General features: G+C 60.9%; 18 protein-coding genes. 9 read left to right on the forward strand and 9 right to left on the reverse strand.

The window, feature by feature from the left end; translation table 11 throughout:
- The first annotated feature begins 10 nt into the window (after positions 1-10).
- Entirely contained in the window at positions 11-1,981 is a 1,971-nt protein-coding gene (locus HCU66_RS05175; protein ID WP_205887459.1) for a multinuclear nonheme iron-dependent oxidase, read from the forward strand.
- Between the two features lie 130 nt (positions 1,982-2,111).
- Here the strand turns inward: HCU66_RS05175 and emhC are convergent, their stop codons facing one another.
- From emhC to emhA, 3 genes are read right to left on the reverse strand one after another with little or no spacing between them, the layout of a single operon-like run.
- The gene (gene emhC / locus HCU66_RS05180) at positions 2,112-3,572 is read right to left on the reverse strand and encodes an efflux RND transporter outer membrane subunit EmhC (protein ID WP_205887460.1); all 1,461 of its coding nucleotides are present in this window, start codon (positions 3,570-3,572) and stop codon (positions 2,112-2,114) included.
- Entirely contained in the window at positions 3,572-6,733 is a 3,162-nt protein-coding gene (emhB, locus tag HCU66_RS05185; RefSeq protein ID WP_205887461.1) for an efflux RND transporter permease subunit EmhB, read from the reverse strand. Before emhB ends, emhC begins: the two co-directional genes overlap by 1 nt.
- Before the next feature lie 3 nt (positions 6,734-6,736).
- A complete protein-coding gene (emhA, locus tag HCU66_RS05190) occupies positions 6,737-7,894 on the reverse strand; it encodes an efflux RND transporter periplasmic adaptor subunit EmhA (protein WP_205887462.1) in 1,158 nt (385 codons plus the stop codon).
- Between the two features lie 265 nt (positions 7,895-8,159).
- Here emhA and emhR point away from each other — a divergent pair, with 265 nt between their 5' ends.
- Both emhR and HCU66_RS05200 read left to right on the forward strand, forming a co-directional pair.
- The gene (gene emhR / locus HCU66_RS05195; RefSeq protein ID WP_205887463.1) at positions 8,160-8,792 is read left to right on the forward strand and encodes an efflux system transcriptional repressor EmhR; all 633 of its coding nucleotides are present in this window, start codon (positions 8,160-8,162) and stop codon (positions 8,790-8,792) included.
- Between the two features lie 162 nt (positions 8,793-8,954).
- Positions 8,955-9,839, forward strand: coding sequence for a DMT family transporter (locus HCU66_RS05200; RefSeq protein WP_205887464.1), 885 nt, complete (start codon positions 8,955-8,957; stop codon positions 9,837-9,839).
- A gap of 106 nt (positions 9,840-9,945) precedes the next feature.
- Here the strand turns inward: HCU66_RS05200 and HCU66_RS05205 are convergent, their stop codons facing one another.
- Genes HCU66_RS05205 through HCU66_RS05215 form a run of 3 tightly spaced genes read right to left on the reverse strand, consistent with a single transcriptional unit; the run spans position 9,946 to position 12,506 of the window.
- The gene (locus HCU66_RS05205; protein ID WP_205887465.1) at positions 9,946-10,995 is read right to left on the reverse strand and encodes an alkene reductase; all 1,050 of its coding nucleotides are present in this window, start codon (positions 10,993-10,995) and stop codon (positions 9,946-9,948) included.
- A 21-nt stretch (positions 10,996-11,016) separates the two neighbouring features.
- The gene (locus tag HCU66_RS05210; RefSeq protein ID WP_205887466.1) at positions 11,017-12,183 is read right to left on the reverse strand and encodes an MFS transporter; all 1,167 of its coding nucleotides are present in this window, start codon (positions 12,181-12,183) and stop codon (positions 11,017-11,019) included.
- 2 nt (positions 12,184-12,185) lie between these two features.
- The gene (locus HCU66_RS05215) at positions 12,186-12,506 is read right to left on the reverse strand and encodes an ArsR/SmtB family transcription factor (RefSeq protein ID WP_030132713.1); all 321 of its coding nucleotides are present in this window, start codon (positions 12,504-12,506) and stop codon (positions 12,186-12,188) included.
- 155 nt (positions 12,507-12,661) lie between these two features.
- Here HCU66_RS05215 and HCU66_RS05220 point away from each other — a divergent pair, with 155 nt between their 5' ends.
- Positions 12,662-13,237 carry an acyl carrier protein phosphodiesterase gene (locus tag HCU66_RS05220; protein WP_205887467.1) on the forward strand — a complete coding sequence of 192 codons (576 nt, stop codon included), beginning with the start codon at positions 12,662-12,664 and terminating at the stop codon, positions 13,235-13,237.
- A 118-nt stretch (positions 13,238-13,355) separates the two neighbouring features.
- Here HCU66_RS05220 and HCU66_RS05225 read toward each other — a convergent pair whose 3' ends face one another.
- Both HCU66_RS05225 and olsB read right to left on the reverse strand, forming a co-directional pair.
- On the reverse strand, positions 13,356-14,147 hold the full coding sequence (locus tag HCU66_RS05225; protein WP_205887468.1) for a lysophospholipid acyltransferase family protein: 792 nt from the start codon (positions 14,145-14,147) through the stop codon (positions 13,356-13,358).
- On the reverse strand, positions 14,147-14,902 hold the full coding sequence (gene olsB / locus HCU66_RS05230) for an L-ornithine N(alpha)-acyltransferase (RefSeq protein WP_205887469.1): 756 nt from the start codon (positions 14,900-14,902) through the stop codon (positions 14,147-14,149). The genes HCU66_RS05225 and olsB overlap by 1 nt, the downstream gene beginning before the upstream one ends.
- Before the next feature lie 154 nt (positions 14,903-15,056).
- Between olsB and HCU66_RS05235 the strand changes: the two genes are divergently transcribed.
- From HCU66_RS05235 to HCU66_RS05255, 5 genes are all read left to right on the forward strand, one after another.
- Positions 15,057-15,938 (forward strand): acyl-CoA dehydrogenase family protein, encoded by an 882-nt coding sequence (locus tag HCU66_RS05235; RefSeq protein WP_205887470.1) that lies wholly within the window; start codon positions 15,057-15,059, stop codon positions 15,936-15,938.
- 171 nt (positions 15,939-16,109) lie between these two features.
- The gene (locus HCU66_RS05240; protein WP_205887471.1) at positions 16,110-17,204 is read left to right on the forward strand and encodes a serine hydrolase domain-containing protein; all 1,095 of its coding nucleotides are present in this window, start codon (positions 16,110-16,112) and stop codon (positions 17,202-17,204) included.
- Positions 17,201-17,530: an amidase gene (locus HCU66_RS05245; RefSeq protein WP_205887472.1), complete on the forward strand. Its 330-nt coding sequence runs from the start codon at positions 17,201-17,203 to the stop codon at positions 17,528-17,530. The genes HCU66_RS05240 and HCU66_RS05245 overlap by 4 nt, the downstream gene beginning before the upstream one ends.
- A 210-nt stretch (positions 17,531-17,740) precedes the next feature.
- Positions 17,741-18,331 carry a YceI family protein gene (locus HCU66_RS05250; RefSeq protein ID WP_205887473.1) on the forward strand — a complete coding sequence of 197 codons (591 nt, stop codon included), beginning with the start codon at positions 17,741-17,743 and terminating at the stop codon, positions 18,329-18,331.
- 1 nt (position 18,332) lies between these two features.
- The gene (locus HCU66_RS05255) at positions 18,333-19,490 is read left to right on the forward strand and encodes a phospholipase D-like domain-containing protein (protein WP_205887474.1); all 1,158 of its coding nucleotides are present in this window, start codon (positions 18,333-18,335) and stop codon (positions 19,488-19,490) included.
- A 132-nt stretch (positions 19,491-19,622) separates the two neighbouring features.
- On the opposite strand, the gene bglX is transcribed toward HCU66_RS05255, so the two are convergent.
- The gene (gene bglX, locus HCU66_RS05260) at positions 19,623-21,914 is read right to left on the reverse strand and encodes a beta-glucosidase BglX (protein WP_205887475.1); all 2,292 of its coding nucleotides are present in this window, start codon (positions 21,912-21,914) and stop codon (positions 19,623-19,625) included.
- Positions 21,915-22,057 lie beyond the last annotated feature (143 nt).

Here is a 22,057-nt window from a genome sequence, read left to right on the forward strand (position 1 = left end):
GGAGGCTCACATGGGGATGTTTGATGCCTCGTCCTATCCGGAGGGCGGAGTAGGGCTGGAATACCATTTGCCACGGCACAGCCTTCAGGATGACCGGTCGGAGAATGGACTCGACCCGACTGTCGAGCGAATTCTCGCTGAGGGCTTGCCGCATTTCGATTACGTCGAGTTTCAGCCGACACACTGCATTCTTCAGCCTCGTTTACTGGACGTCAGCGCTCAAGTACCGAGCCTGCTGCATTCGTCCAGTTTGTCCCTGGGCAGCGTGGGGATCGCGATGGATCGCGAGTTTCTGCGTATGACGCGGCGACTGTGCGAAAAAACCCGCTCGCCATGGCTGGCCGAGCATATTTCCTGGTCGCGTTTCCGTGGTGGCGACACGCAGCACTTCATTTTGCCGACACTGGCCCAAGAAGTGGCCGACACGGTGGTGGCCAATGCCATTGAATTGCGCGAGCTCACCGCAACGCTGCTGGTGCTGGAAAACGCACCGCGGTTGTTTTCATTGCCGGGCGCACAAGAGCAGTCCGAAGGCGAATTCATCTCCAGTGTGGTGGCGCGCAGCGGTTCGGGCTTTCTGCTGGATCTCGACAGCGCGATGGCGACCGCCAGAACCCAGGGTTACGACCTGAACGACTATTTGCGTTCGTTGCCGCTGGACCGGTTGATTGAAATTCACACCGGACATCCGCGACGGGATTGGGACATTTTGCGAGAGTTGTTTGCGTCATCCCCGGTGAAAGCGATCACCCTGGAGTGGGATATTTCCCGCAAAGCCGATGACGCAGAGCTGTTGACCTTGATCAAGGCCATCAAGTCCTTGAGGCCCAAGGCCCTGTTCTGGCAGGGCCTTGATCAACAAGGCGATCAACAGACGCCATCGGAGGGCGCGCAGACCCTGCTGAAACTCAGGCAAAGCACCTGGCTCAGCGTCGGCTCGGCGTCGTTTTTTATCCGGGACCGGCAGCAGGACCTGAGCCTGGAGTTTGACGTGACGTTGCTGCCGTTACTGCGCCACTTCCTGAGCCCGCAGACGCTGGAGAGTGCCTTGTTGCTGCCGGGGGTTTTGCAGAGTCCTGCACAGGACGACAACCTGGCATTCCTGAGGACACTGGTCAGCCACGGTATTTTGCTACCCGTCGTCAATCAACCGGATAGCGCCCCGTCCGAGGAGAGTAAACATCCGCTCAACCTTTGGACCCGCTGGGACGCGGCGCTGGAGTTTTACCTGAGTACCCGGACCGACTCGCACACCCCCTACATCAGCGTTGCCGAGCTGGAAACGGAACTGGAGCAAAAGGCCTCGGCGCGATGCCAGCCGTCGGCGTTCAAGGACTACGGGTCCCATCCGTTCATTGCCCTGGAAAACCCTCTACTGACTTCCTGCACGATCGCTCAGCCGACATTGCTGGACTCGCTGTGCAATCGCCGCACGTCGCGAACCTTCAGTGGTCAGCCGTTGAGTTCGGCGCAGCTGTCACTGTTGCTCTACTACACCTGGGGCGCGACGGTCATGGAGCACAATCGCATGGGCGACTACTTCCTGAAGAAAACCTCGCCGGCCGGCGGTTCGCTGCAGGGCACCGAGGTGTATGCGGTGCTGATGAATGTGCAAGGTTTCGAGCGGGGGCTTTATCACTATTCGGTCCGTCGTCACGGGCTGGAGCTGCTGTCCCTGGAAGATCCACGAGCCTGGATCAGCGAGGCCTGTGGCGGTCAGACGTGGATCAAGGATGCGGCAGCGGTGTTCGTTTCCACGGCGCGGGTCGAGCGAATGGCCTGGAAATACGAATTCAGCCGCGCACTGCGGGTGGCGCTGATGGACGCCGGGCATCTGAGTCAGACCTTTTCACTGCTGGCCACCGCGTTGGACCTGGGGTGTTTCACTACCGCGGCGTTACGCGACGAAATGTTCGAAAACCGCTTGGGGCTCGATTATCTGGAGGAGCCGGTGTTTCTGGTCAATGGTGTCGGAGGCTGATACGAAAGCTGCCTTTTTGCGTAATCCCTGTAGGAGCGAGCTTGCTCGCGAAGACGGCGGCACAGTCAACATTGATGTTGCCTGATCCACCGCTTTCGCGAGCAAGCTCGCTCCTACAGGTTTCGCGCTATCAGAACAACTTCATCTTCGGCGCTTCTTCTTTCAACGGCTCGTTCTTCGCCGTCTGTTCATTCCAGCCACCGCCCAACGCCTTGTACAGGTTGACCGCACTGGTCAGTTGCGCCAGACGGTCGGTGATCAGCGCCTGTTGGGCACTGAACAGCTGGCGCTGGGCATCGAGGAAGGTCAGGTTGCTGTCGACACCGATGCGATAACGACGCTCGGCCAGACGGTAGTAGTCCTGGTTGGCGCTGACGAAATCACGCTGAGCCTGCAACTGCTCGGTGTAGGTCTGGCGTGCGGCCAGGCCATCGGCGACTTCCTGGAAGGCCGTTTGAATGGACTTCTCGTAGTTCGCCACGCTGATGTCTTTCTGGATTTTCGAGTAATCCAGGCTGGCGCGCAGGCTGCCGGCGTTGAAGATCGGCAGGTTGATTTGCGGCTGGAACAACCAGGTGCCCGAACCACCTTTGAACAGACCGGACAGGTCCGGGCTCAGGGAGCCTGCATTGGCGGTCAGGCTGATGCTCGGGAAGAATGCCGCCCGTGCCGCGCCGATGTTGGCATTAGCGGCCTTGAGGTTGTATTCGGCCTGGAGGATGTCCGGACGACGTTGCAGCAAGTCCGACGGCAGGCCGGCCGGTACGTCGCTCAGCAGGTCATCCGACAGTGGCTTGGCCGCTTGCAGATTGGCCGGGATACCGGTGCCGAGCAGTAGCACCAGGCTGTTTTCATCCTGGGCAACCTGACGGGTGTACTTGGCCAATTGCGCACGGGCGTTTTCCACCGAGGTACGCGATTGGGCCAAATCCAGCGCCGAGGCTACACCCACTTCGTTGCTGCGCGAGGTGAGCTTGTAGCTCTCCTCGAAGGCACCGAGGGTTTCCTGGGTCAGCTTCAGCAGTTCCTTGTCCGCCTGCCAGGTCAGGTAGGCATTGGCCACGCTGGCGACCAGACTGATCTGCGTGCTGCGGCGCGCTTCTTCAGTGGCGAAGTACTTCTGCAGGGCTTCTTCGCTCAGGCTGCGCACCCGACCGAACAGGTCGAGTTCATAGGCGCTGATGCCGACAGTGGCCGAGTAGGAACTGCTGATGTTCGCTTCACCGGTTTGCGAGGCCCGTGCCGGAACCCGCTGACGACTGCCGCTGCCGGTGGCCGAAACCGCCGGGAACAGGTCGGCGCGCTGGATGCGGTATTGAGCCGCGTAAGCGTCGATGTTCAGCGCCGCGACGCGCAGGTCACGGTTGTTCTCCAGCGCGGTCTGAATCACCTGTTGCAGCGCAGGGTCGTGGAAAAACTGCTTCCAGCCCTGTTCGGCGGCGGCCTGGTTGGGCGCCTGGGCCGGCGAATACGCCGGGCCTTGCGGGTACTGGCCCGCCACCGGTGCTTCAGGCCGCTGATAATCGGGGATCAGCGAGCAGCCACTTAGCACGAAAGCGGTGACTGCCAGGGAGAGTAGCGACTTGCTCATTAGCCAGCCTCTTGAGAAGTTTCAATGGCGTCATCCTGGTCGGCGACTTTGCGCTGGCCCATGGACGACACGGTGACGAAGAACAACGGAACCCAGAAGATCGCCAGGATCGTGGCCGTGAGCATACCGCCAATCACCCCGGTGCCGATCGCATGTTGGCTACCCGAACCTGCGCCCGTGGAAATGGCCAGCGGTACCACGCCGAGCACGAACGCGAGCGAGGTCATGATGATCGGTCGCAGACGCATCCGGCAGGCTTCGATCGCGGCATCGCGCAGGCTGCGCCCTTGCTCATGCAGTTCCTTGGCGAACTCGACGATCAGAATGGCGTTTTTCGCCGCCAGACCGATGGTGGTCAACAGCCCCACCTGGAAATACACGTCGTTGGACAGGCCGCGCAGGCTGGTCGCCATCAGCGCACCGATGATCCCCAGCGGCACCACCAGCATGACCGCAATCGGGATCGACCAGCTTTCATACAACGCCGCCAGACACAGGAACACCATCAGCAGCGACAAGGCGTACAGCGCTGGCGCTTGCGAGCCGGACAGACGTTCCTCGTACGACAGGCCGGTCCAGGAAATACCGACACCGGCCGGCAGTTTGGCAGCAATCGCCTCGACTTCGGCCATGGCTTCACCGGTGGAATAGCCTGGCGCCGGGGCACCGAGGATTTCCATCGCTTCCACGCCGTTGTAACGGGCCAGTTTCGGCGAACCGTAGATCCACTCACCCTTGGCGAACGCCGAGAACGGAACCATGGTGCCGGCGCTGTTGCGCACGTACCACTTCTTCAGGTCTTCAGGGCTCATGCGAGCGCCAGGCAGGCCTTGCACATAAACCTTCTTCACACGGCCACGGTCGATGAAGTCGTTCACATAGCTACTGCCCAGGGCAATCGACAGGGTGTTGTTGATGTCGGTGAGGGTCACACCCAGGGCGCTGGCCTTTTCATCGTCGATTTCCAGCTGGTATTGCGGCTCGTCGTTCAGACCGTTCGGACGGACCTGCGACAGGACCTTGCTTTGCGCCGCCATGCCGAGGAACTGGTTACGGGCTTCCATCAGCTTGTTGTGACCGATACCGGCGCGGTCCTGAAGGAACACGTCGAAACCGGTGGCGTTACCCAGTTCCAGTACCGCCGGTGGCGCAAAGGCAAACACCATGGCGTCACGGAAGGTAAAAAAGTGCTGTTGGGCACGGGCCGCCAGTTTGAACACGCTGTTGTCGGCGTTACGTTCGTCCCACGGTTTGAGCATGATGAACGCCATGCCCGAACTCTGACCACGACCGGCGAAGTTGAAGCCGGTCACGGTAAACACCGAGGCCACCGCATCGCCTTCACCGCCATCCTTGCTTGGACGCAGCAGGAATTCGCGCATTTCGTCCACGACCACTTGCGTGCGCTGGGCGCTGGAACCGGCCGGGGTTTGCACCTGGGCAAACAGTACACCCTGGTCTTCTTCCGGCAGGAATGCCGTTGGAATGCGGGTGAACAGCCAGATCATGCCGACCACGATGATCAGGTAGGCCAGCAGGTACGGAGCCTTGTGCGCGAGCATGTTGCCCACGCCGCGCTCGTAGCTTTTGACGCCACGGTCGAAGTTGCGGTTGAACCAGCCGAAGAAGCCGCGTTTCGGCGTGCCGTGCTCGCCTTTGGGAATCGCCTTGAGCATGGTGGCGCAGAGCGCCGGGGTGAAGATCAATGCAACCAGCACCGACAAGGCCATGGCCGAAACGATGGTGATCGAGAACTGCTTGTAGATCACACCGGTGGAGCCACCGAAGAACGCCATCGGCAGCAGTACCGCCGACAGCACCAGGGCAATACCGACCAGAGCACCCTGGATCTGCCCCATGGATTTTTTGGTGGCTTCCTTGGGTGACAGGCCTTCTTCACTCATGACCCGTTCGACGTTTTCCACCACGACGATGGCATCGTCCACCAGCAAGCCGATGGCCAGCACCATGCCGAACATGGTCAGGGTGTTGATGCTAAAGCCAAACGCCGCGAGGATCCCGAACGTACCCAGCAATACCACCGGCACGGTCATCGTGGTGATGACGGTGGCGCGGAAGTTTTGCAGGAACAGGAACATCACCAAAAACACCAGCACGATCGCTTCGACCAGGGTTTCAACCACACCCTTGATCGACTCAGTCACCACCGGGGTGGTGTCGTACGGGAACACCACTTCCATCCCCTGCGGGAAGAATGGTTTGAGGTCGTTGATGGTTTTGCGCAGGGCCTTGGCGGTATCGAGGGCGTTGGCACCGTTGGCCAGTTTCACTGCCAGACCGGAGGCCGGGCTGCCGTTGAACTGGGCGCTGACGCTGTAGTTCTCGCCACCCAGGCCTACTTCGGCGACGTCTTTGAGGCGAACCTGCGAGCCGTCCTTGTTGACCTTGAGCAGGATTTCCTTGAACTGCTCGGCGGTCTGCAGGCGGGTCTTGCCGATGATGGTAGCGTTCAGTTGCTGGCCGGGCAGGGCAGGCAAGCCGCCGAGTTGACCGGACGAAACCTGGACGTTCTGCGCCGCGATGGCGGTTTTCACGTCTACCGGGGTCAGGTTGAAGTTGTTCAACTTGGCCGGGTCGAGCCAGATGCGCATCGCGTACTGGGCACCGAAGACCTGGAAGTCACCGACACCGGCGGTCCGCGAGATCGGGTCCTGCATGTTCGACACGATGTAGTTGGACAGGTCGTCCTTGGTCATGCTGCCGTCGCGCGACACCACGCCGATGACCATCAGGAAGTTTTTCACCGACTTGGTCACGCGGATGCCCTGCTGCTGCACTTCTTGCGGCAGCAGCGGGGTGGCCAGGTTCAGTTTGTTCTGGACCTGAACCTGCGCGGTATCGGAGCTGGTGCCCTGCTCGAAGGTCGCGGTGATGGTCATGCTGCCGTCGGAGTTACTTTCCGACGAGACATAACGCAGGTTGTCGATACCGTTGAGCTGTTGCTCGATCACCTGCACCACGGTGTCCTGCACGGTTTGTGCGGACGCGCCCGGGTAGGTCACGGAGATCGCAATCGCCGGAGGCGCGATGCTCGGGTATTGATTGATCGGCAGTTTGAGGATCGATAAAGCCCCGACCAGCATGATCACCAAGGCAATTACCCAGGCGAAAATCGGACGGTCGATAAAAAATTTCGACATGATTTACTCCCCTTTGCCGCCGACAGCGACTTTGGCTGCCTGTGCGGGGACCGGGCTCTTGGCGCTAACGTTGGTGGCTTCTGTGGCCTTGACTTCAACGCCAGGTCTGACGAATTGCAGCCCTTCGGTGATCAGGCGATCGCCAGCCTTCAGGCCATCTTCAATCAACCATTGGTTGCCGACAGTACGGCTGGCCTTGAGCTGACGCAGTTCGACCTTATTGTCGGGACCCACGACCAGCGCGGTCGGGGTGCCTTTGAGGTCACGGGTCACGCCTTGTTGCGGCGCCAGAATCGCTGCGCTGTTCACACCGGCCTGCAACTGGGCGTGAACGAACATGCCCGGCAGCAGGGTGTGTTCAGGGTTGGGAAACACGGCGCGCAGGGTCACGGAACCGGTGGTCTGGTCAACCGAGACTTCGGAGAACTCCAGCTTGCCGTCCAGTGAGTACTGGCTGCCGTCTTCCAGGGTCAGCTTGACCTTGGCGGCGTTGTCGCCGGCCTTTTGCAGACGGCCGCTTTCCAGTTCGCGACGCAGCTCAAGCAGCTCCACTGAGGACTGGGTCACATCGACGTAGATCGGGTCCAGTTGCTGGATGACGGCCATGGCGTCGGTCTGGCCGCTGCTGACCAGTGCACCTTCAGTCACTGACGAACGGCCGATGCGACCGGAGATCGGTGCGTAAACCTTGGTGTAGCGCACGTTGATCTGGGCGGTCTGCAGGGACGCTTCCGATTGCAGGCGGTTAGCCAGCGCCGTGTCGTATTCCTGACGGCTGACGGCCTGTTCGTCGACCAGTTGCTTGTAGCGATCGGAGATCGACTTGGTCGAACGCAGGTTGGCTTCGGCGCTTTTCAGCGTCGCGTCATACACCGACGGGTCGATCTGATAGAGCTGCTGACCGGCCTTGACGTCGGCGCCTTCCTTGAACAGTCGGTTGAGAATGATGCCGTTGACCTGTGGGCGAACTTCGGCGATGCGGAACGCACTGGTGCGCCCCGGAAGTTCGGACGTCAGGGTGAAGGCTTGTGGTTGCAGGGTTACGACGCCGACCTGAGGGGTGGGTGCGGCAGGCGCCGCCTCTTCCTTTTTACATCCACTGAGCAGCGATGCCAGGGCGACGGCAGTAACCAGAGCGGTAACAGCTGGCTTGAATTGCATGAAGATCCTCGGGTCAGGCGCGCAAACAGCGCACAAGAAAGGTGGAAAGGTAAAAAATCTCTACCGGGTGGATAAGTAGCTTGCTAAGGAATATACTTACGTTCATGGTTGTTTGTAAAGGCCTTGGCGGTGTATCCACACGGTTACGAAAACTGTTCAAAGGCTGGAATTGTAGGCCGGAGACGAAGCCCGAGAGCGCTCGCCCCACTTTTATTCAGCGGATATTCAGACATCGCTGAAACATCCTGATTGAGGTTGTACTGCCATGGTTCGTCGCACCAAAGAGGAAGCTCAAGAAACCCGAAGCCAGATACTCGAAGCGGCAGAAAAAGCCTTTTTCGAGAGAGGCGTGGCACGCACGACACTGGCGGATATCGCTACCTTGGCCGGCGTGACTCGCGGGGCCATCTACTGGCATTTCAGCAACAAGGCGGATCTGTTGCAGGCAATGCTCGATACCTTGCACGAGCCGCTGGATGAAATGGCCAAGGCCAGTGAAAGCGAAGATGAACTCGATCCGCTGGGTTGCATGCGCAAGCTGCTGATCCATTTGTTTCATCAAGTTGCCCTTGACCCGAAAACCCGACGCATCAACGAGATTCTGTTTCATAAGTGCGAGTTCACCGATGAAATGTGCGACCTGCGCCAGCAGCGCCGAACGGTCAATCTCGATTGCAATGTGCGAATCGCGCTGGCCCTGAGTAATGCGGTGAATCGCGGGCAACTGCCGGAAGACCTCGACACTGCCCGCGCGGCCATCAGCCTGCATGCGTACATCGATGGCATCCTGTATCAGTGGCTGTTGGCTCCCGACAGTTTTCAACTGCACACCGAAGCCGAGCGTTGGGTCGATACAGGGTTGGACATGCTGCGCTTGAGTACCAGCCTGCGCAAATGAAACAAAATGCGTAATTGGATCCATTTATGTCAAGCTTGAAGCGGGGGAAATATCCCTGCTTCGCTCGCCTTTGTGTAATGGGGTGCTTTTATATACGTACACTTGCCAGGTTGATAGGTAGCGAGCTACGTATTTTGTAGGGATTTTGTGTCGAGTGTGTGAATGAGTGTGAACACCCCGGGCTACAAGGGCGCCGAGCAGCCGATCAAGGGGATCGCGCTGATCTGTCTGGCGGTTTTGTTGTTCGCCAGCCACGACACGTTGTCCAAGTACCTGTCCGGCTTCTACCCGATCGTGATGGTGGTTTGGGCACGTTACGTGGTGCACACCTTGTTGATGCTGGTGATTTTCGTGCCGCGCAGTGGTTTTTCGGCGGTGGTGCGCACCCAGCGTCCCGGATTGCAGTTATTACGCGCCCTGTGCCTGATCGGCACCAGCCTGTTGTTCACCACCGGTCTGCGTTACATCCCCTTGGCTGAAGCCACGGCCGTCACCTTTCTTGCACCGTTATTAGTGACCGCGTTGTCCGTGCCCTTGCTGCGTGAGCGGGTAACCCGCAATCAGTGGCTGGCGGTACTCAGCGGGTTTTTGGGTGTGTTGATTGTCGTGCGGCCTGGCGGTGCACTGTTTACCCCCGCGATTTTGCTGCCGCTGTGTTCGGCGTTGTGTTTTGGCTTCTATCAGTTGCTCACGCGACTGCTCAGCGGTGTGGACAGTCCGACCACCAGCAACTTTCTCACCGGCATTCTCAACAGCCTGATCATGACCGCGTTGTTGCCGTTTTTCTGGAGCACGCCCAGCCTGGTGCACGGCCTGTTCATGATTGGCCTGGGCACCTGCGGCATGCTCGGTCACATGCTGCTGACCCAGGCCTTCCGTCATGCCGCTCCGGCAATGCTCGCGCCGTTCAGCTATGGGCAGATTCTGTTTGCCGGGATGTACGGTTACCTGATCTTCGATCACACGCCGGACAGCTTCGGTGTGATCGGGATTGCAGTGATTTGCCTCAGTGGTCTTGCGGTCGCCTGGGGGCAGCGCAAACGCTGACAAGATTGCAATGCAGGCGCTGTCGAAGACTGCGATCTTTCGATCTTCCCTACGCAAAAGCCCCGGCTCTTTCGAGTCGGGGCTTTTGCATTTCAACGGTTGACGCTTACAACGCCGGATAGTCGATATAACCCACCGGGCCTTTGGCGTAGAACAATTCCGGACGCGCCTCGTTCAACGGCGCATCGGCCTTCAAGCGCGCCGGCAGGTCCGGGTTGGCAATGAACGGTACACCGAACGCCACCGCGTCAGCCTTGCCGCTGGCCAGCCACTCGTTGGCGCTGTCCTTGGTGAAGCGTTCGTTGGCGATGTACGGGCCGCCGAAGGCTTCTTTCAATTGTGGGCCGAGGCTGTCGCCGGCTTCTTTCTCGCGTGAGCAAATGAAGGCGATGCCACGCTTGCCCAGCTCGCGAGCGACGTAGGTGAACGTCTCGGACAGGTTGTCGTCGCCCATGTCATGCAGGTCGGCACGGGGTGACAGGTGCACACCCACACGGCCAGCCCCCCAGACTTCGATGGCAGCGTCAGTCACCTCCAGCAGCAGACGCGCACGGTTTTCCAGGGAGCCGCCGTAGTGGTCGGTGCGCTGGTTGGTGCTGCTTTGCAGGAATTGGTCGAGCAGGTAACCGTTGGCGCCGTGGATTTCCACGCCATCAAAACCGGCAGCCTTGGCGTTTTCGGCACCCACGCGGTAGGCGTCAACGATGTCGGCGATTTCGGCGACTTCCAGGGCGCGTGGGGTTGGGAAGTCGGCCAATGGACGCACCAGGCTGACATGGCCCTTGGGTTGGAGGGCGCTCGGCGCGACCGGTGCTTCGCCGTTCAGGTACAAGGGGTGGGAAATCCGACCCACGTGCCACAGTTGCAGGAAGATTTTGCCACCCGCGCAGTGGATCGCTTTGGTCACGTTGCTCCAGCCGCGCACCTGGTCGTTGGACCAGATACCGGGCGTGTCCGGGTAACCGACGCCCATCGGCGTGACCGACGTGGCCTCGCTGAGGATCAGGCCGGCAGAGGCGCGCTGTACGTAGTATTCAGCCATCAGCGCGTTCGGCACACGGCCTTCGTCGGCGCGGCAGCGGGTCAGCGGTGCCATGATGATGCGGTTGGCCAACTCGAGGTCGCCCAGTTTGATCGGATCGAAAATAGTCGTCATTTAATAGCTCTCTTTTAGCGATTAATTAGTAGCGGGGGCCAGCTCGGCATCGCCGCTCTGACGGAAAGTAATCAGGGTCACCAGCAGGGCGAGCACCGCCAGTGCGGCGGCCGCAAGTGGCACGCGGGTCAGGCCGAAACCGTGGGCGATGACGCTGCCCCCGACCCAGGCACCCAGCGCGTTGCCAACGTTGAAAGCGCCGATGTTCAGGGTCGACACCAGGTTCGGTGCCGCCTTGCCGTAGGTCACCACGTTCACTTGCAGGGCGGGTACGGCGGCAAAGCAAGCGGTGGCCCAAAGGAACAGGGTGATTTCGGTGGGGATCACGGCAATGCTGGTCCAGGTCAGCACGGTGGACACCACCGCCATGGTGATGAACACGCCGATCAGCGTCGCCGCCATGCTTTTGTCGGCCAGCTTGCCGCCGATGATGTTGCCGACGGTCAGGCCCAGGCCGATGAGCACCAGGGTCCAGGTCACGCCGCGTGGCGAGACGCCGGTGACTTCGCCCAACAGCGGTGCGACATAGGTGAACAAGGTGAAGACCGACGCTGCGAACAAGGCGGTCATGCTCAGGGACAGCCAGATACCGGCACCCTTGAGAGCGCGCAGTTCGGCGCGCATGTCGAGTTTTTCTTCATCGCGCTTGGCCGGCAGGAAGCGGATCAGGCCGATCAGCGCAATCACACCAATCACGGTCACTGCCCAGAAGGTCGAACGCCAGCCGGCTTCCTGGCCGAGCGCGGTGCCCAGCGGTACGCCGAGGACGTTGGCCAGGGTCAGACCGGTGAACATCAGGGCCACGGCCGACGCGCGTTTATTGGCCGGCACCAGACCCGCCGCCACCACCGAACCGATGCCGAAGAAGGCGCCGTGGCACAGGGCCGTGACTACCCGGGCAAACATCAGGACGTTGTAATCACTGGCCAGGGCGCAGAGCAGGTTGCCGACGATGAAGATCCCCATCAACGCTACCAATGCGGCTTTGCGCGGCAGTCTGGCGGTGGCCAGTGCCATGAACGGCGCACCGATGGCCACGCCCAGGGCGTAACCGGTCACCAGCCAGCCGGCACCGGGGATCGACACGCCGAGGTCCGCCGCCACATCGGGCAGCAAGCCCATGATGACGAACTCGGTGGTGCCGATGGCGAAGGCGCTCAAGGCCAGGATGAGTAGCGAGAGGGGCATTATCAGTTCCTTGTCGGAGCGCTGAGCTCTTTGACGATGGCGTCGAGGAACGCCTGAATCACGTCCTCGTTGCGTTTGAAGAAGTGCCATTGACCGGCTTTCTGGCTGCTGATCAGTCCCGCCCGTTGCAAGGTCGCCAAATGGGCGGACACGGTCGACTGCGACAGGCCGCAGCGTTGATCGATCTGTCCGGCGCAAATGCCGTATTCATGGTTGTGGAGCTGTTCCGGGAACTGAACCTTGGGGTCTTTCAGCCAGATGAGGATGTCTCGGCGTACTGGGTGTGCCAGCGCTTTTATTATTTCGTCGAGGTCGATGGTCATGGGTTTGGGCTCGTGATGAGTAAAACGCTATATCGCGATGAGGCGAACTTTAAATCGGTACTTCGCGATATACCAATATGATTTTGCTCTGATAACTGTGCAAATCGGTATATCGGGTTATAACGATATGGATGACGCAGTGCTAAGCTGCGCCCATGAACTATCTCGCACATCTGCACCTCGGTGGCCAGCGCCCCGGTCAAATGCTCGGCAGTCTGTATGGCGATTTCGTCAAGGGACGGCTGCAAGGGCAGTTCGATCCGGAGATCGAGGCGGCCATTCAGTTGCATCGCCGCATTGACGTGTTTACCGATCGCCATCCGCTGGTGGACATCGCCTTGTCGCGGTTTTCCATCACGCGCAGGCGCTACGCCGGGATCGCGCTCGATGTGTTTTTCGACCACTGCCTGGCGCGGGACTGGACGTTGTACGCCGACCGTCCGCTGGCGCAATTCACCTCGGACGTTTACCGGGTGCTGTTGGCCGAGCCGCAGCTGCCGGAGCGCCTGGCGAAAATTGCGCCGCACATGGTGGCCAATGACTGGTTGGGGGCTTATCAGGAGTTCGAAGTACTTGAGCAGGTGCTGCGGGGGATTTCACGGAGACTGACGCGGCCCGAGGAACTGGCCGCAGCGATGCAGGAGTTGCGGCGGTTGTATGAACCGTTGAGCGAGGATTTCCGGTTGTTCTATCCCGAGTTACAGGCATTCGCCCAAACGAAGGAGATCTAATGTAGGGGCTGGCTTGTTGTAGGAGCTGGCTTGCCAGCGAAAAAGCCATAACATTCAACATCTTCGTTGGAAGTTAAGCCGCCTTCGCTGGCAAGCCAGCTCCTACGGGGGATTGGTGTCAGGCCGCGATGGCAGGGCGTAGCGGCTCCGGTTGCGTCTGTGGAATCGCCCCAAACAACGTCTTCTGCACCGCCTGCTGTGCCTCGAACGCCAGCGCTGCACGCTCCCGGTCCTGGCATTCGATCGGTTTGAGCAGGTAAATTTCCACGTCCCCCCGATCATTGGCGAACAAGCGCATCAGGTGCGACAGCAAATCATCATCGCCAATGAACGGTGCCAGGGTATCGAGCTCGCCATTGCGCAGATAACGAATCGCCACCGGCTGCAGCGCCACTTCGGAATCGATCGCCGCGGACAGCAAACGACCGTGGAAGGTGCGCAGCGAACGGCCATCGGTGGTGGTGCCTTCCGGGAACATCAGCAGCGGGTGTTCCTGTTCCAGATGGCGGGTCATCTGTTTGCGGATCAATTGACTGTCGCCTGAACCACGGCGAATGAACAGGCTGCCGGCCTTGGCCGCCAACCAGCCCGCCACCGGCCAGGTGCGCACTTCGGCCTTGGACAGGAATGACAGCGGTGTGAGCATGCCCAACAGCGGAATGTCGGTCCAGGACACGTGATTGCTGACCCAGAGCATCGGTGCCTTGGGCAATTGACCGTGGACGGTCACACGAAAGGGCAGGGCATTGCTCAGCCGCGCCATGAAAAACCGCGACCAGCGCTGGCGACGGACCATCGAATGGGCAATCCCCAATCGTTCGAACGCGCCGAACACACTGGCCATGCCCAAGCCCAGCGCCACCACCATCAGCACTCGCGCAATTCGCGCGTACACCCGCAAGCGGCTCATTACACAGCCGCCTTGAAGTGCTTGGCGTAGCGCGGGCAGAGCTCGTCGCGCTTGAGCAGGATGAACACGTCGGCCACCTGGAAGTCTTCGTCCCAGCACGGCTCGCCGCAGATTTTCGCCCCCAGGCGCATGTAGGCCTTGAGCAGTGGCGGCATTTCGGCGATGACGTTCGATGGAATTGCCAGCGTCGGCAATGGTTTCTTCGGCTCGGCCCGCAGGTGTTCGGTGCACAGGTAACGTTCGCGCAAGCGCTGCATGATCGCATGGGCCTGGATGCCGCCGTCCTGCATCGGAATGCTCGCGCAACCCATCAGATAGCTGTAGCCGCCCTGGTTCAGCACTTCCGCCAGCTCACCCCAGAGCACGGCGATAGTGCCGCCGTTGCGGTAGGCCGGGTCGACGCAGGTGCGACCGATTTCCAGGATCGGGCCTTTGAGATGGACCAGGCCATGCAGGCTGAATTCTTCTTCACTGTAGAACTTGCCCAGGCTGCCGGCGGCGGTGTGGTCGAGCAAACGAGTGGTCGCCACCAGGCGCCCGGTGTTCAAGTCACGCACGCCGATGTGGGCGCAGTGAACATCATAATCATCCATGTCCAGACCCAGCTCCGCGCCTTTCAGCCTGGCGTTGAATTCGCCGCTGAACACGTTGAAGCGCAAGGCCTGGGCTTCCTGCAGTGCCTCGGCGCCCACCAGGCGTTCGGCTTGCAGGCGGCGTTCATTGCCGGTGTCGCTGATGCGGGCGATCTGAGTCATTGCGAATCTCCGTACGGGCTGGCCACCCGTCTTGGGTTGCGGCCGATCGACTTTCTTTATGCAGCCGTGTTGTGCAAAGTCAGGCTATGTAGCCCCGGTGTCATCGCCATGAAGCTTTGGTGATGCTTATATGACAGCCCACAAGGAGCCTCTTATGCCCTGGCAAACCCTGTTGAACCGCAGCGATCGCTTGCCCGCCGACCCAGACCTTGGCGAAGGTTTTTCGACCTTGTTGCAACGCTTGGGCACGGTCACGCCGTTCGATCTTGCGGTGGCTGGCGGACGGCTGATGGCGACACCTGGGCTGGCGTTTCTGGTGGGCTATCAAGCGGCGTTGCGCATGCTTTGGCCGAGCGCGCCACTGAGCCTGGGGGCGTTGTGCGCGACCGAACAGCGCAGCTTGCGGGTGGCGGACATGCAGACCCGGCTGCGCGATTTGCGCCTGACTGGACGCAAGGATTTCGTCACCGCTGGCGACGCCGCCGACTGGCTGCTGGTCGCCGCCCGCAGTGAAGAACCCGGCGACGCCCCGCGCTTGAGTCTGGCGGTGGTTTACCCCGGCGAACCGGGCGTGCGCCTGGAAAAACTCGCGCCGATGCCGCTGATGCCGGACATCGGCCACGGCCGGTTGTTTCTCGATAACGCACTGTGCGAATTGTTGGCGGGGGATGGCTGGGATGCTTACGTCAAACCATTCCGCACCCTGGAAGACATCTATGTGCTGAGCGCCATGACCGCCTGGCTGTTCGGCGTCGGTCAGGACAGCGACTGGCCACAAACCTTGCAGCTGCGTTTGCTGGCACTGCTGGCCGGGTGCGCGGAAGTCAGCCGCCAGGCGCCGAACAATCCGGCCGGGCATGTGTTGCTGGGCGGGTTGTTTGCGCAGTTCGACGGGCTCAAGGCTGAAGTGAATCAGGCCCTGGCCGATGGTCCGCCGCAATGGGCGGCGATGTGGCAGCGCGATCAGAGCGTGATGGAATTGGCGGCAGGGGCGCGGGGGAAACGGTTGGCCAAGGCGTTGGCGGGATTGTCGTAAGGCTGAAGGAACCCTTCGCGGGCAAGCCTCGCTCCTACAAGTTTAGTGATACGACACAAATCCTGTAGGAGCGAGGCTTGCCCGCGAAGGCGATCCCATTGACGACACAAATCCCGGAACTGTCATCAAGCTCGACTAGGCTCTGCTGGTTCATCCCTCCGAGCGCCCCTCATGTTCAAAGGCTTGTCCCTGATTTTCATGCTGCTGCTCAGCCTTCCGTCTAAGGCTGAAAACTGGCCGGATGAGCAATGGTCGCCCGGCCCGAAAATCACCGGCCCAGCCCTTCAAGCCCTGGAGAACTACGCGTTCCCACCCCGCAACGACACCACCCGCGAAGGCATCCGCACCGATGCCTTGCTGGTGATCCGCGACGGCCAACTCGTCTACGAACGTTACGCCGCGCCGACCCGCGCCGACACCCCGCACCTGACCTGGTCGATCAGCAAAAGCCTGATGGCCACGGTGCTCGGCGTGGCCTATGGCGAAGGCCTGTTCAAACGGCAGGACCCGGCGGTGCAGTTCTATCCGCCGCTGGAAAAACACCCCGCCATGACCATGGCCGATCTGCTGCACTGGGCCTCGGGCCTGGACTGGCAGGAAGACTATGAATACGCACCGTTGAAGTCCTCGGTGGTGGCCATGCTCTACACCCGTGGTCACCGCGACATGGCCGCGTTCACCGCCGGGCACGACGCGTACGCCAGGCCCGGTCGGGCCTTCCGTTACTCCAGCGGCGACAGCAATCTGTTGGCCGCCGCGCTGAAAAACATCGTCGGCCCGGCCCGGTATCCGGATTATCCGTGGACCGCATTGTTCGAACCCTTGGGCATTCGCGGCGCGGTTTGGGAGGCGGATGCCACGGGGACGTTTGTCGCTTCGTCCTATGCCTACCTCACCGCCCGGGACCTGGCACGCGTCGGTCTGTTGATGGCGCGCGACGGTCGTTGGCGCGAGCGGCAGCTATTGCCCAAGGATTGGGTCGACTTCAGTCGTGAGCCTTTCGCCCACTATCGAGCCAACCAGGATGAAGCGGTGCCCGGCGGTCACTGGTGGCTCAATCGCGCGGTGGACGGTGCGGCACAACCCTGGCCCGATGCGCCCGTCGACACCTTCGCCGCGCTGGGCCATTGGGGTCAGGCGATGTACGTGATTTCCAGCGAAAAGCTGGTGATCGTGCGCTACGGCGATGACCGCGACGGGCGTTATCGGCACAACGAACTGCTCAAACACGCGCTCAAGGCGTTCGCCATGAAGGTGCAGCCATGAGCCGCCGCAGTTTCATTCGCCGTCGGCCGTTCAGCACGCTGTTGCTGGTGCTGCTGATCGCCGTGCTCGGCTGGGGCTGGCAGGAACGTGTCGCGCTGTGGGCGTTTCCGGACATCATCAGTGCTTACACCGCCAAGGAGTACTGCTCGTGTCGCTATGTGATGAACAATGCGGCGGCGTATTGCCAGGGTTATGTGAAGCAGTACTTGCCCACCAGCGGGTTCGTCGATGATGCCGCGAGCAAGCGGGTGACGGTCGGCGGTATGGGGCGCAGCAACAGCGCACAGTGGATCGGCGAGCGCCAGGGCTGCCGCCTGATCCCTTGAAAAGATCGCAGCTTATGTAGCAGCTGCCGAAGGCTGCGTTCGGCGGCGCAGCCGTCGCCAAGACCGGTCCCCCCTATCTATCTGAAACACCGCAATGCATGGTTTTACGACGGCTTCGCCGCCGAACGCAGCCTTCGGCAGCTGCTACAGGTTTGCAACTGACTCGCGGACAGTTAAGGTTCGCTCAGGTTTATCTGCCCACGAGTCTCTATGTTCAACCGCTTTGTCTGCAAAACCCTCGCCTTCCTGTTGCTGGCCGGCGTCACCGTGTCGGCTCAGGCCAATTGGTATCTGGATGGCGAGTCCTCGCGGCTGTCGTTCATCAGCACCAAAAACGCCAACATCTCTGAAGTGCAGCGCTTTCTGGTGCTGCACGGCAAAGTCGATCCCAAGGGGTTGGCCGAAGTAGAAGTGGAGCTGGAGTCGGTCAACAGCGGCATTCCGCTGCGTGACGAGCGCATGCGCAAGGAGCTGTTCGAAATCCAGAAATTCCCTGAGGCACTGATCACCACGCAGATCGATCTGCGGCCGATCAATGACCTGGCACCCGGTGCACAACTGGAGTTGCGCTTGCCGCTGACCGTCAACTTGCATGGCAAACAACAGCAATACAACGCTGAACTGCTGGCGACTCGTCTCGATGACCGGCGCTTTCAAGTGGTGACCCTCGAACCTTTGGTGATCCGCGCCGAAGATTTCGATCTGGCCCCGGGCCTGGAAAGTTTGCGCAAGGTCGCCGGTTTGTCGGCCATCAGTCTGTCGGTGCCGGTGGGTGCGGTGCTGATTTTCACGGCGCGCTGAGATGCGCGGCGCAATTTTTCCGTGGCGCGACGGCAACCGTTTTGAATTGCTGATCGACGGCCCGCAATTTTTCCCGCGCATGCTGGTGGCGATTGCCCGCGCCGAAGAACAAGTCGAACTGGAGCTGTATCTGGTGGAAGCGGGGGCCTGCGCCGAGGCTATGGTTCAGGCGCTGGTCCAGGCGGCCGAACGCGGCGTGCGGGTGCGCTGCCTGTTCGATGACTATGGCAGCCTGGCCTTCACCCTGACTTTGCGTCAGCGCCTGATGGCCGCCGGTGTCGAGTTGCGTTTCTACAATCGCCTGAGCTGGCGGCGCTGGGTGGGCAATTTCTATCGCGATCACCGCAAACTGCTGCTGGTGGATCAATGCCTGGCAGTGGTCGGCGGCACCGGGGTCACCGATGAATTCTGGTCACCGGGCGAAGACACCTGCGAATGGCACGAAGTGATGGTGGAAATCACCGGCCCGCTGGTGATCGACTGGCAGTTGCTGTTCGACCGCCAATGGATCGCCAACCGCTATCGGCGTGCCTGGAAACCGGCTTCGCACTTCGGTTTGCCGCGTCTGCCGCGAGTGCCCGCGATGGGCGAGGGCATGGGCCGGGTCGCCTATGCCGACGCCCGTCAGCACCGGGACATTCTGCAATCGTTGATTCGCGCGCTGAACAGCGGCCAGCGGCGAATCTGGCTGGCCACGCCGTATTTCCTGCCGACCTGGAAAGTCCGCCGCTCGCTGCGCCGGGCGGCGAATCGTGGCGTCGATGTGCGTCTGCTGCTGACCGGGCCGCGTACCGATCACCCGTCGGTGCGCTATGCCGGGCATCGCTATTACCCGCGACTGCTCAGGGCCGGGGTGAAGATCTTCGAATACCAGCCGTGTTTCCTGCACCTCAAAATGGTGTTGATCGATGACTGGGTGAGCATCGGTTCGTGCAATTTCGATCACTGGAACCTGCGTTTCAACCTGGAAGCCAACCTTGAAGCCCTGGACCCCGGACTGACCCGGGCGGTGGCGGCGAGTTTCGAGCATGACTTTTCTCTGAGCCAGGAAGTCAGCCTCGAAGCGTGGAAGCGCCGTCCGTTATGGCGGCGGGTCAAGCAAAGGGTGTGGGGATGGGTGGATCGGGTGGTGGTGAATCTGCTGGATCGGCGGGGCTGAATACTTTTTCAGATCGTTCCCACGCTCTGCGTGGGAATGCAGCCCGTGACGCTCCGCGTCACTGGACGCGGAGCGTCCCTTGAGGCATTCCCACGCAGAGCGTGGGAACGATCAATTGCGGTGTGTCAGGGGTTACAGCAGCTCGAAACTCTGCTGCGTCACGTCCTGGGAGTCCAGGCCGATCTGCACGTTGAACTTGCCAGGTTCGGCGGCGTACTTGAGCTGGGCGTTGTAGAACTTCAGGTCATCCTCGGTGATGGTGAAGCGCACGACTTTCTGTTCGCCGGCCTTGAGCAGCACTTTCTGGAAGTTCTTCAACTCCTTGACCGGGCGGATCATCGAACCGGTCACGTCCTGGATGTACAACTGCACCACGGTTTCGCCGTCACGTTTGCCGGTGTTTTTCACCACGACGCTGGCATCGAGCTTGCCGGTCTTGTTCAGCGTGGTCGACGACAGCGCCATGTCGGTCAGGCTGAACTGGGTGTAGCTCAGGCCGAAGCCGAACGGGAACAGCGGCCCGGTGGTGTCTTCGAAATACTGCGAGGTGTAGTTGCCCGGTTTGCCCGGGGTGAACGGCCGGCCAATGCTCAGGTGGTTGTAGTAGGTCGGAATCTGACCCACCGAACGCGGGACGGTGATCGGCAGTTTGCCCGACGGGTTGTAGTCGCCGAATAGCACGTCTGCGATGGCATTGCCGCCTTCGGTGCCGCTGAACCAGGTTTCCAGAATCGCGTCAGCCTGCTCGTTCTCTTCGAGAATCGACAGCGGCCGGCCGTTCATCAATACCAGCACCAGCGGTTTGCCGGTAGCCTTCAACGCCCTGATCAGCTCGCGCTGGTTGGCCGGGATGTTCAGGTCGGTGCGGCTGGAGGATTCGTGGGACATGCCACGGGATTCGCCCACCGCAGCCACTACCACATCAGCATCCTTGGCGGCTTTTACCGCTTCGTCGATCAACACGTTGGCCGGGCGCGGATCGTCCACCACTTCCGGGGCATCGAAGTTGAGGAAGTTCAGGTAATCGAGGATTTTCTTGTCGTCGGTGATGTTCGCGCCACGGGCGTAGATCAGCGTCGACTGCGCGCCGAGTGCGTGGGTCATGCCGTCGAACAGGGTGACCGATTGCGCGGGACGGCCAGCGGCGGCCCAGCTGCCCATCATGTCGATCGGCGCCTTGGCCAGTGGGCCGACCAGGGCGATTTTCGCGGTTTTCTTCAGCGGCAGGGTTTCGCCCTGGTTCTTCAGCAACACCAGGCTGCGGCGCGCGACATCACGGGCTTCGGCGCGGTGCAGGCGGCTTTCGGCGTAGGTGTCGGCCGGGTCATCCTCGGCCTTGCCGATGCGCAGGTACGGGTCCTTGAACAGGCCCATGTCGTACTTGGCGGCGAGGACTTCGCGCACGGCGTTGTCGATGTCTTTCTGTTCGATCTCGCCGGATTTGAGCAGCCCCGGCAGCTCTTTGCCGTAGAGCGTGTCGTTCATGCTCATGTCGATGCCGGCCTTGATCGCCAGCTTCGCCGCTTCACGACCGTCGCGGGCGACGCCGTGTTTGATCAGCTCGAAAATCGCCCCGTGGTCGCTGACCGCCAGGCCCTTGAAGCCCCATTCCTTGCGCAGCAGGTCGTTCATCAGCCAGGTGTTGGCGGTGGCCGGCACGCCGTTGATCGAGTTCAGCGCAACCATTACCCCGCCGGCACCGGCGTCGATGGCGGCGCGGTACGGTGGCAGGTAATCCTGGTACATCTTGACCGGGCTCATGTCGACGACGTTGTAGTCGCGACCGCCCTCGACCGCGCCGTACAAGGCAAAATGCTTGACGCTGGCCATGATGCTGTCGGCCGCGTTTGCACCGCTGCCCTGCAAAGCCTTGACCATCACGCCGGCGATTCGCGAAACCAGGTAGGTGTCTTCGCCGAAGCCTTCGGACGTGCGGCCCCAGCGCGGGTCGCGGGAGATGTCGACCATCGGCGCGAAAGTGATGTCGAGGCTGTCAGCCGCGGCTTCCTGGGCGGCAATGCGTCCGGAGCGGCCAATGGCGTCCATGTCCCAGGTCGAGGCCAGGGCCAGGGGAATCGGGAAAATGGTGCGGTGGCCGTGGATCACGTCATAGGCGAAGAACATCGGGATCTTCAACCGGCTGCGCATGGCCGCGTCCTGCATCGGACGGTTCTCGGCGCGGGTGATCGAGTTGAAGGTGCCGCCGATATTGCCGGCGGCAATCTCCTTGCGGATCATCTCCCGCGGCATTTCCGGGCCGATGCTGATCAGGCGCAGTTGGCCGATCTTTTCATCGAGGGTCATCTGCTTCATCAGGTTGCTGATGAAGGCGTCCTTGTTCTCCAGAGGTGCGGGTGTCGTGGCGGCCAATACGGTATGACTGGCCAGGCTGACGAACAGGCCCAGCAAACACAGCTTCTTCATGAATGGTTTTCTCAAAAGGCCCAAGCGGCAATGAATACGCGCCGGTCAGCCAAAATGTTGGGAGCGACTATTGTTGTTCAGGTGTTGTGCAGAAAAATGCAGCACATTTCTTAACTGTTTTTTACGCTGGGCACCTTTTAGCC

Origin of the sequence: Pseudomonas frederiksbergensis, from assembly GCF_017114915.1 — a bacterium.
GTDB classification, from domain to species: Bacteria; Pseudomonadota; Gammaproteobacteria; order Pseudomonadales; family Pseudomonadaceae; genus Aquipseudomonas; species Aquipseudomonas frederiksbergensis_I.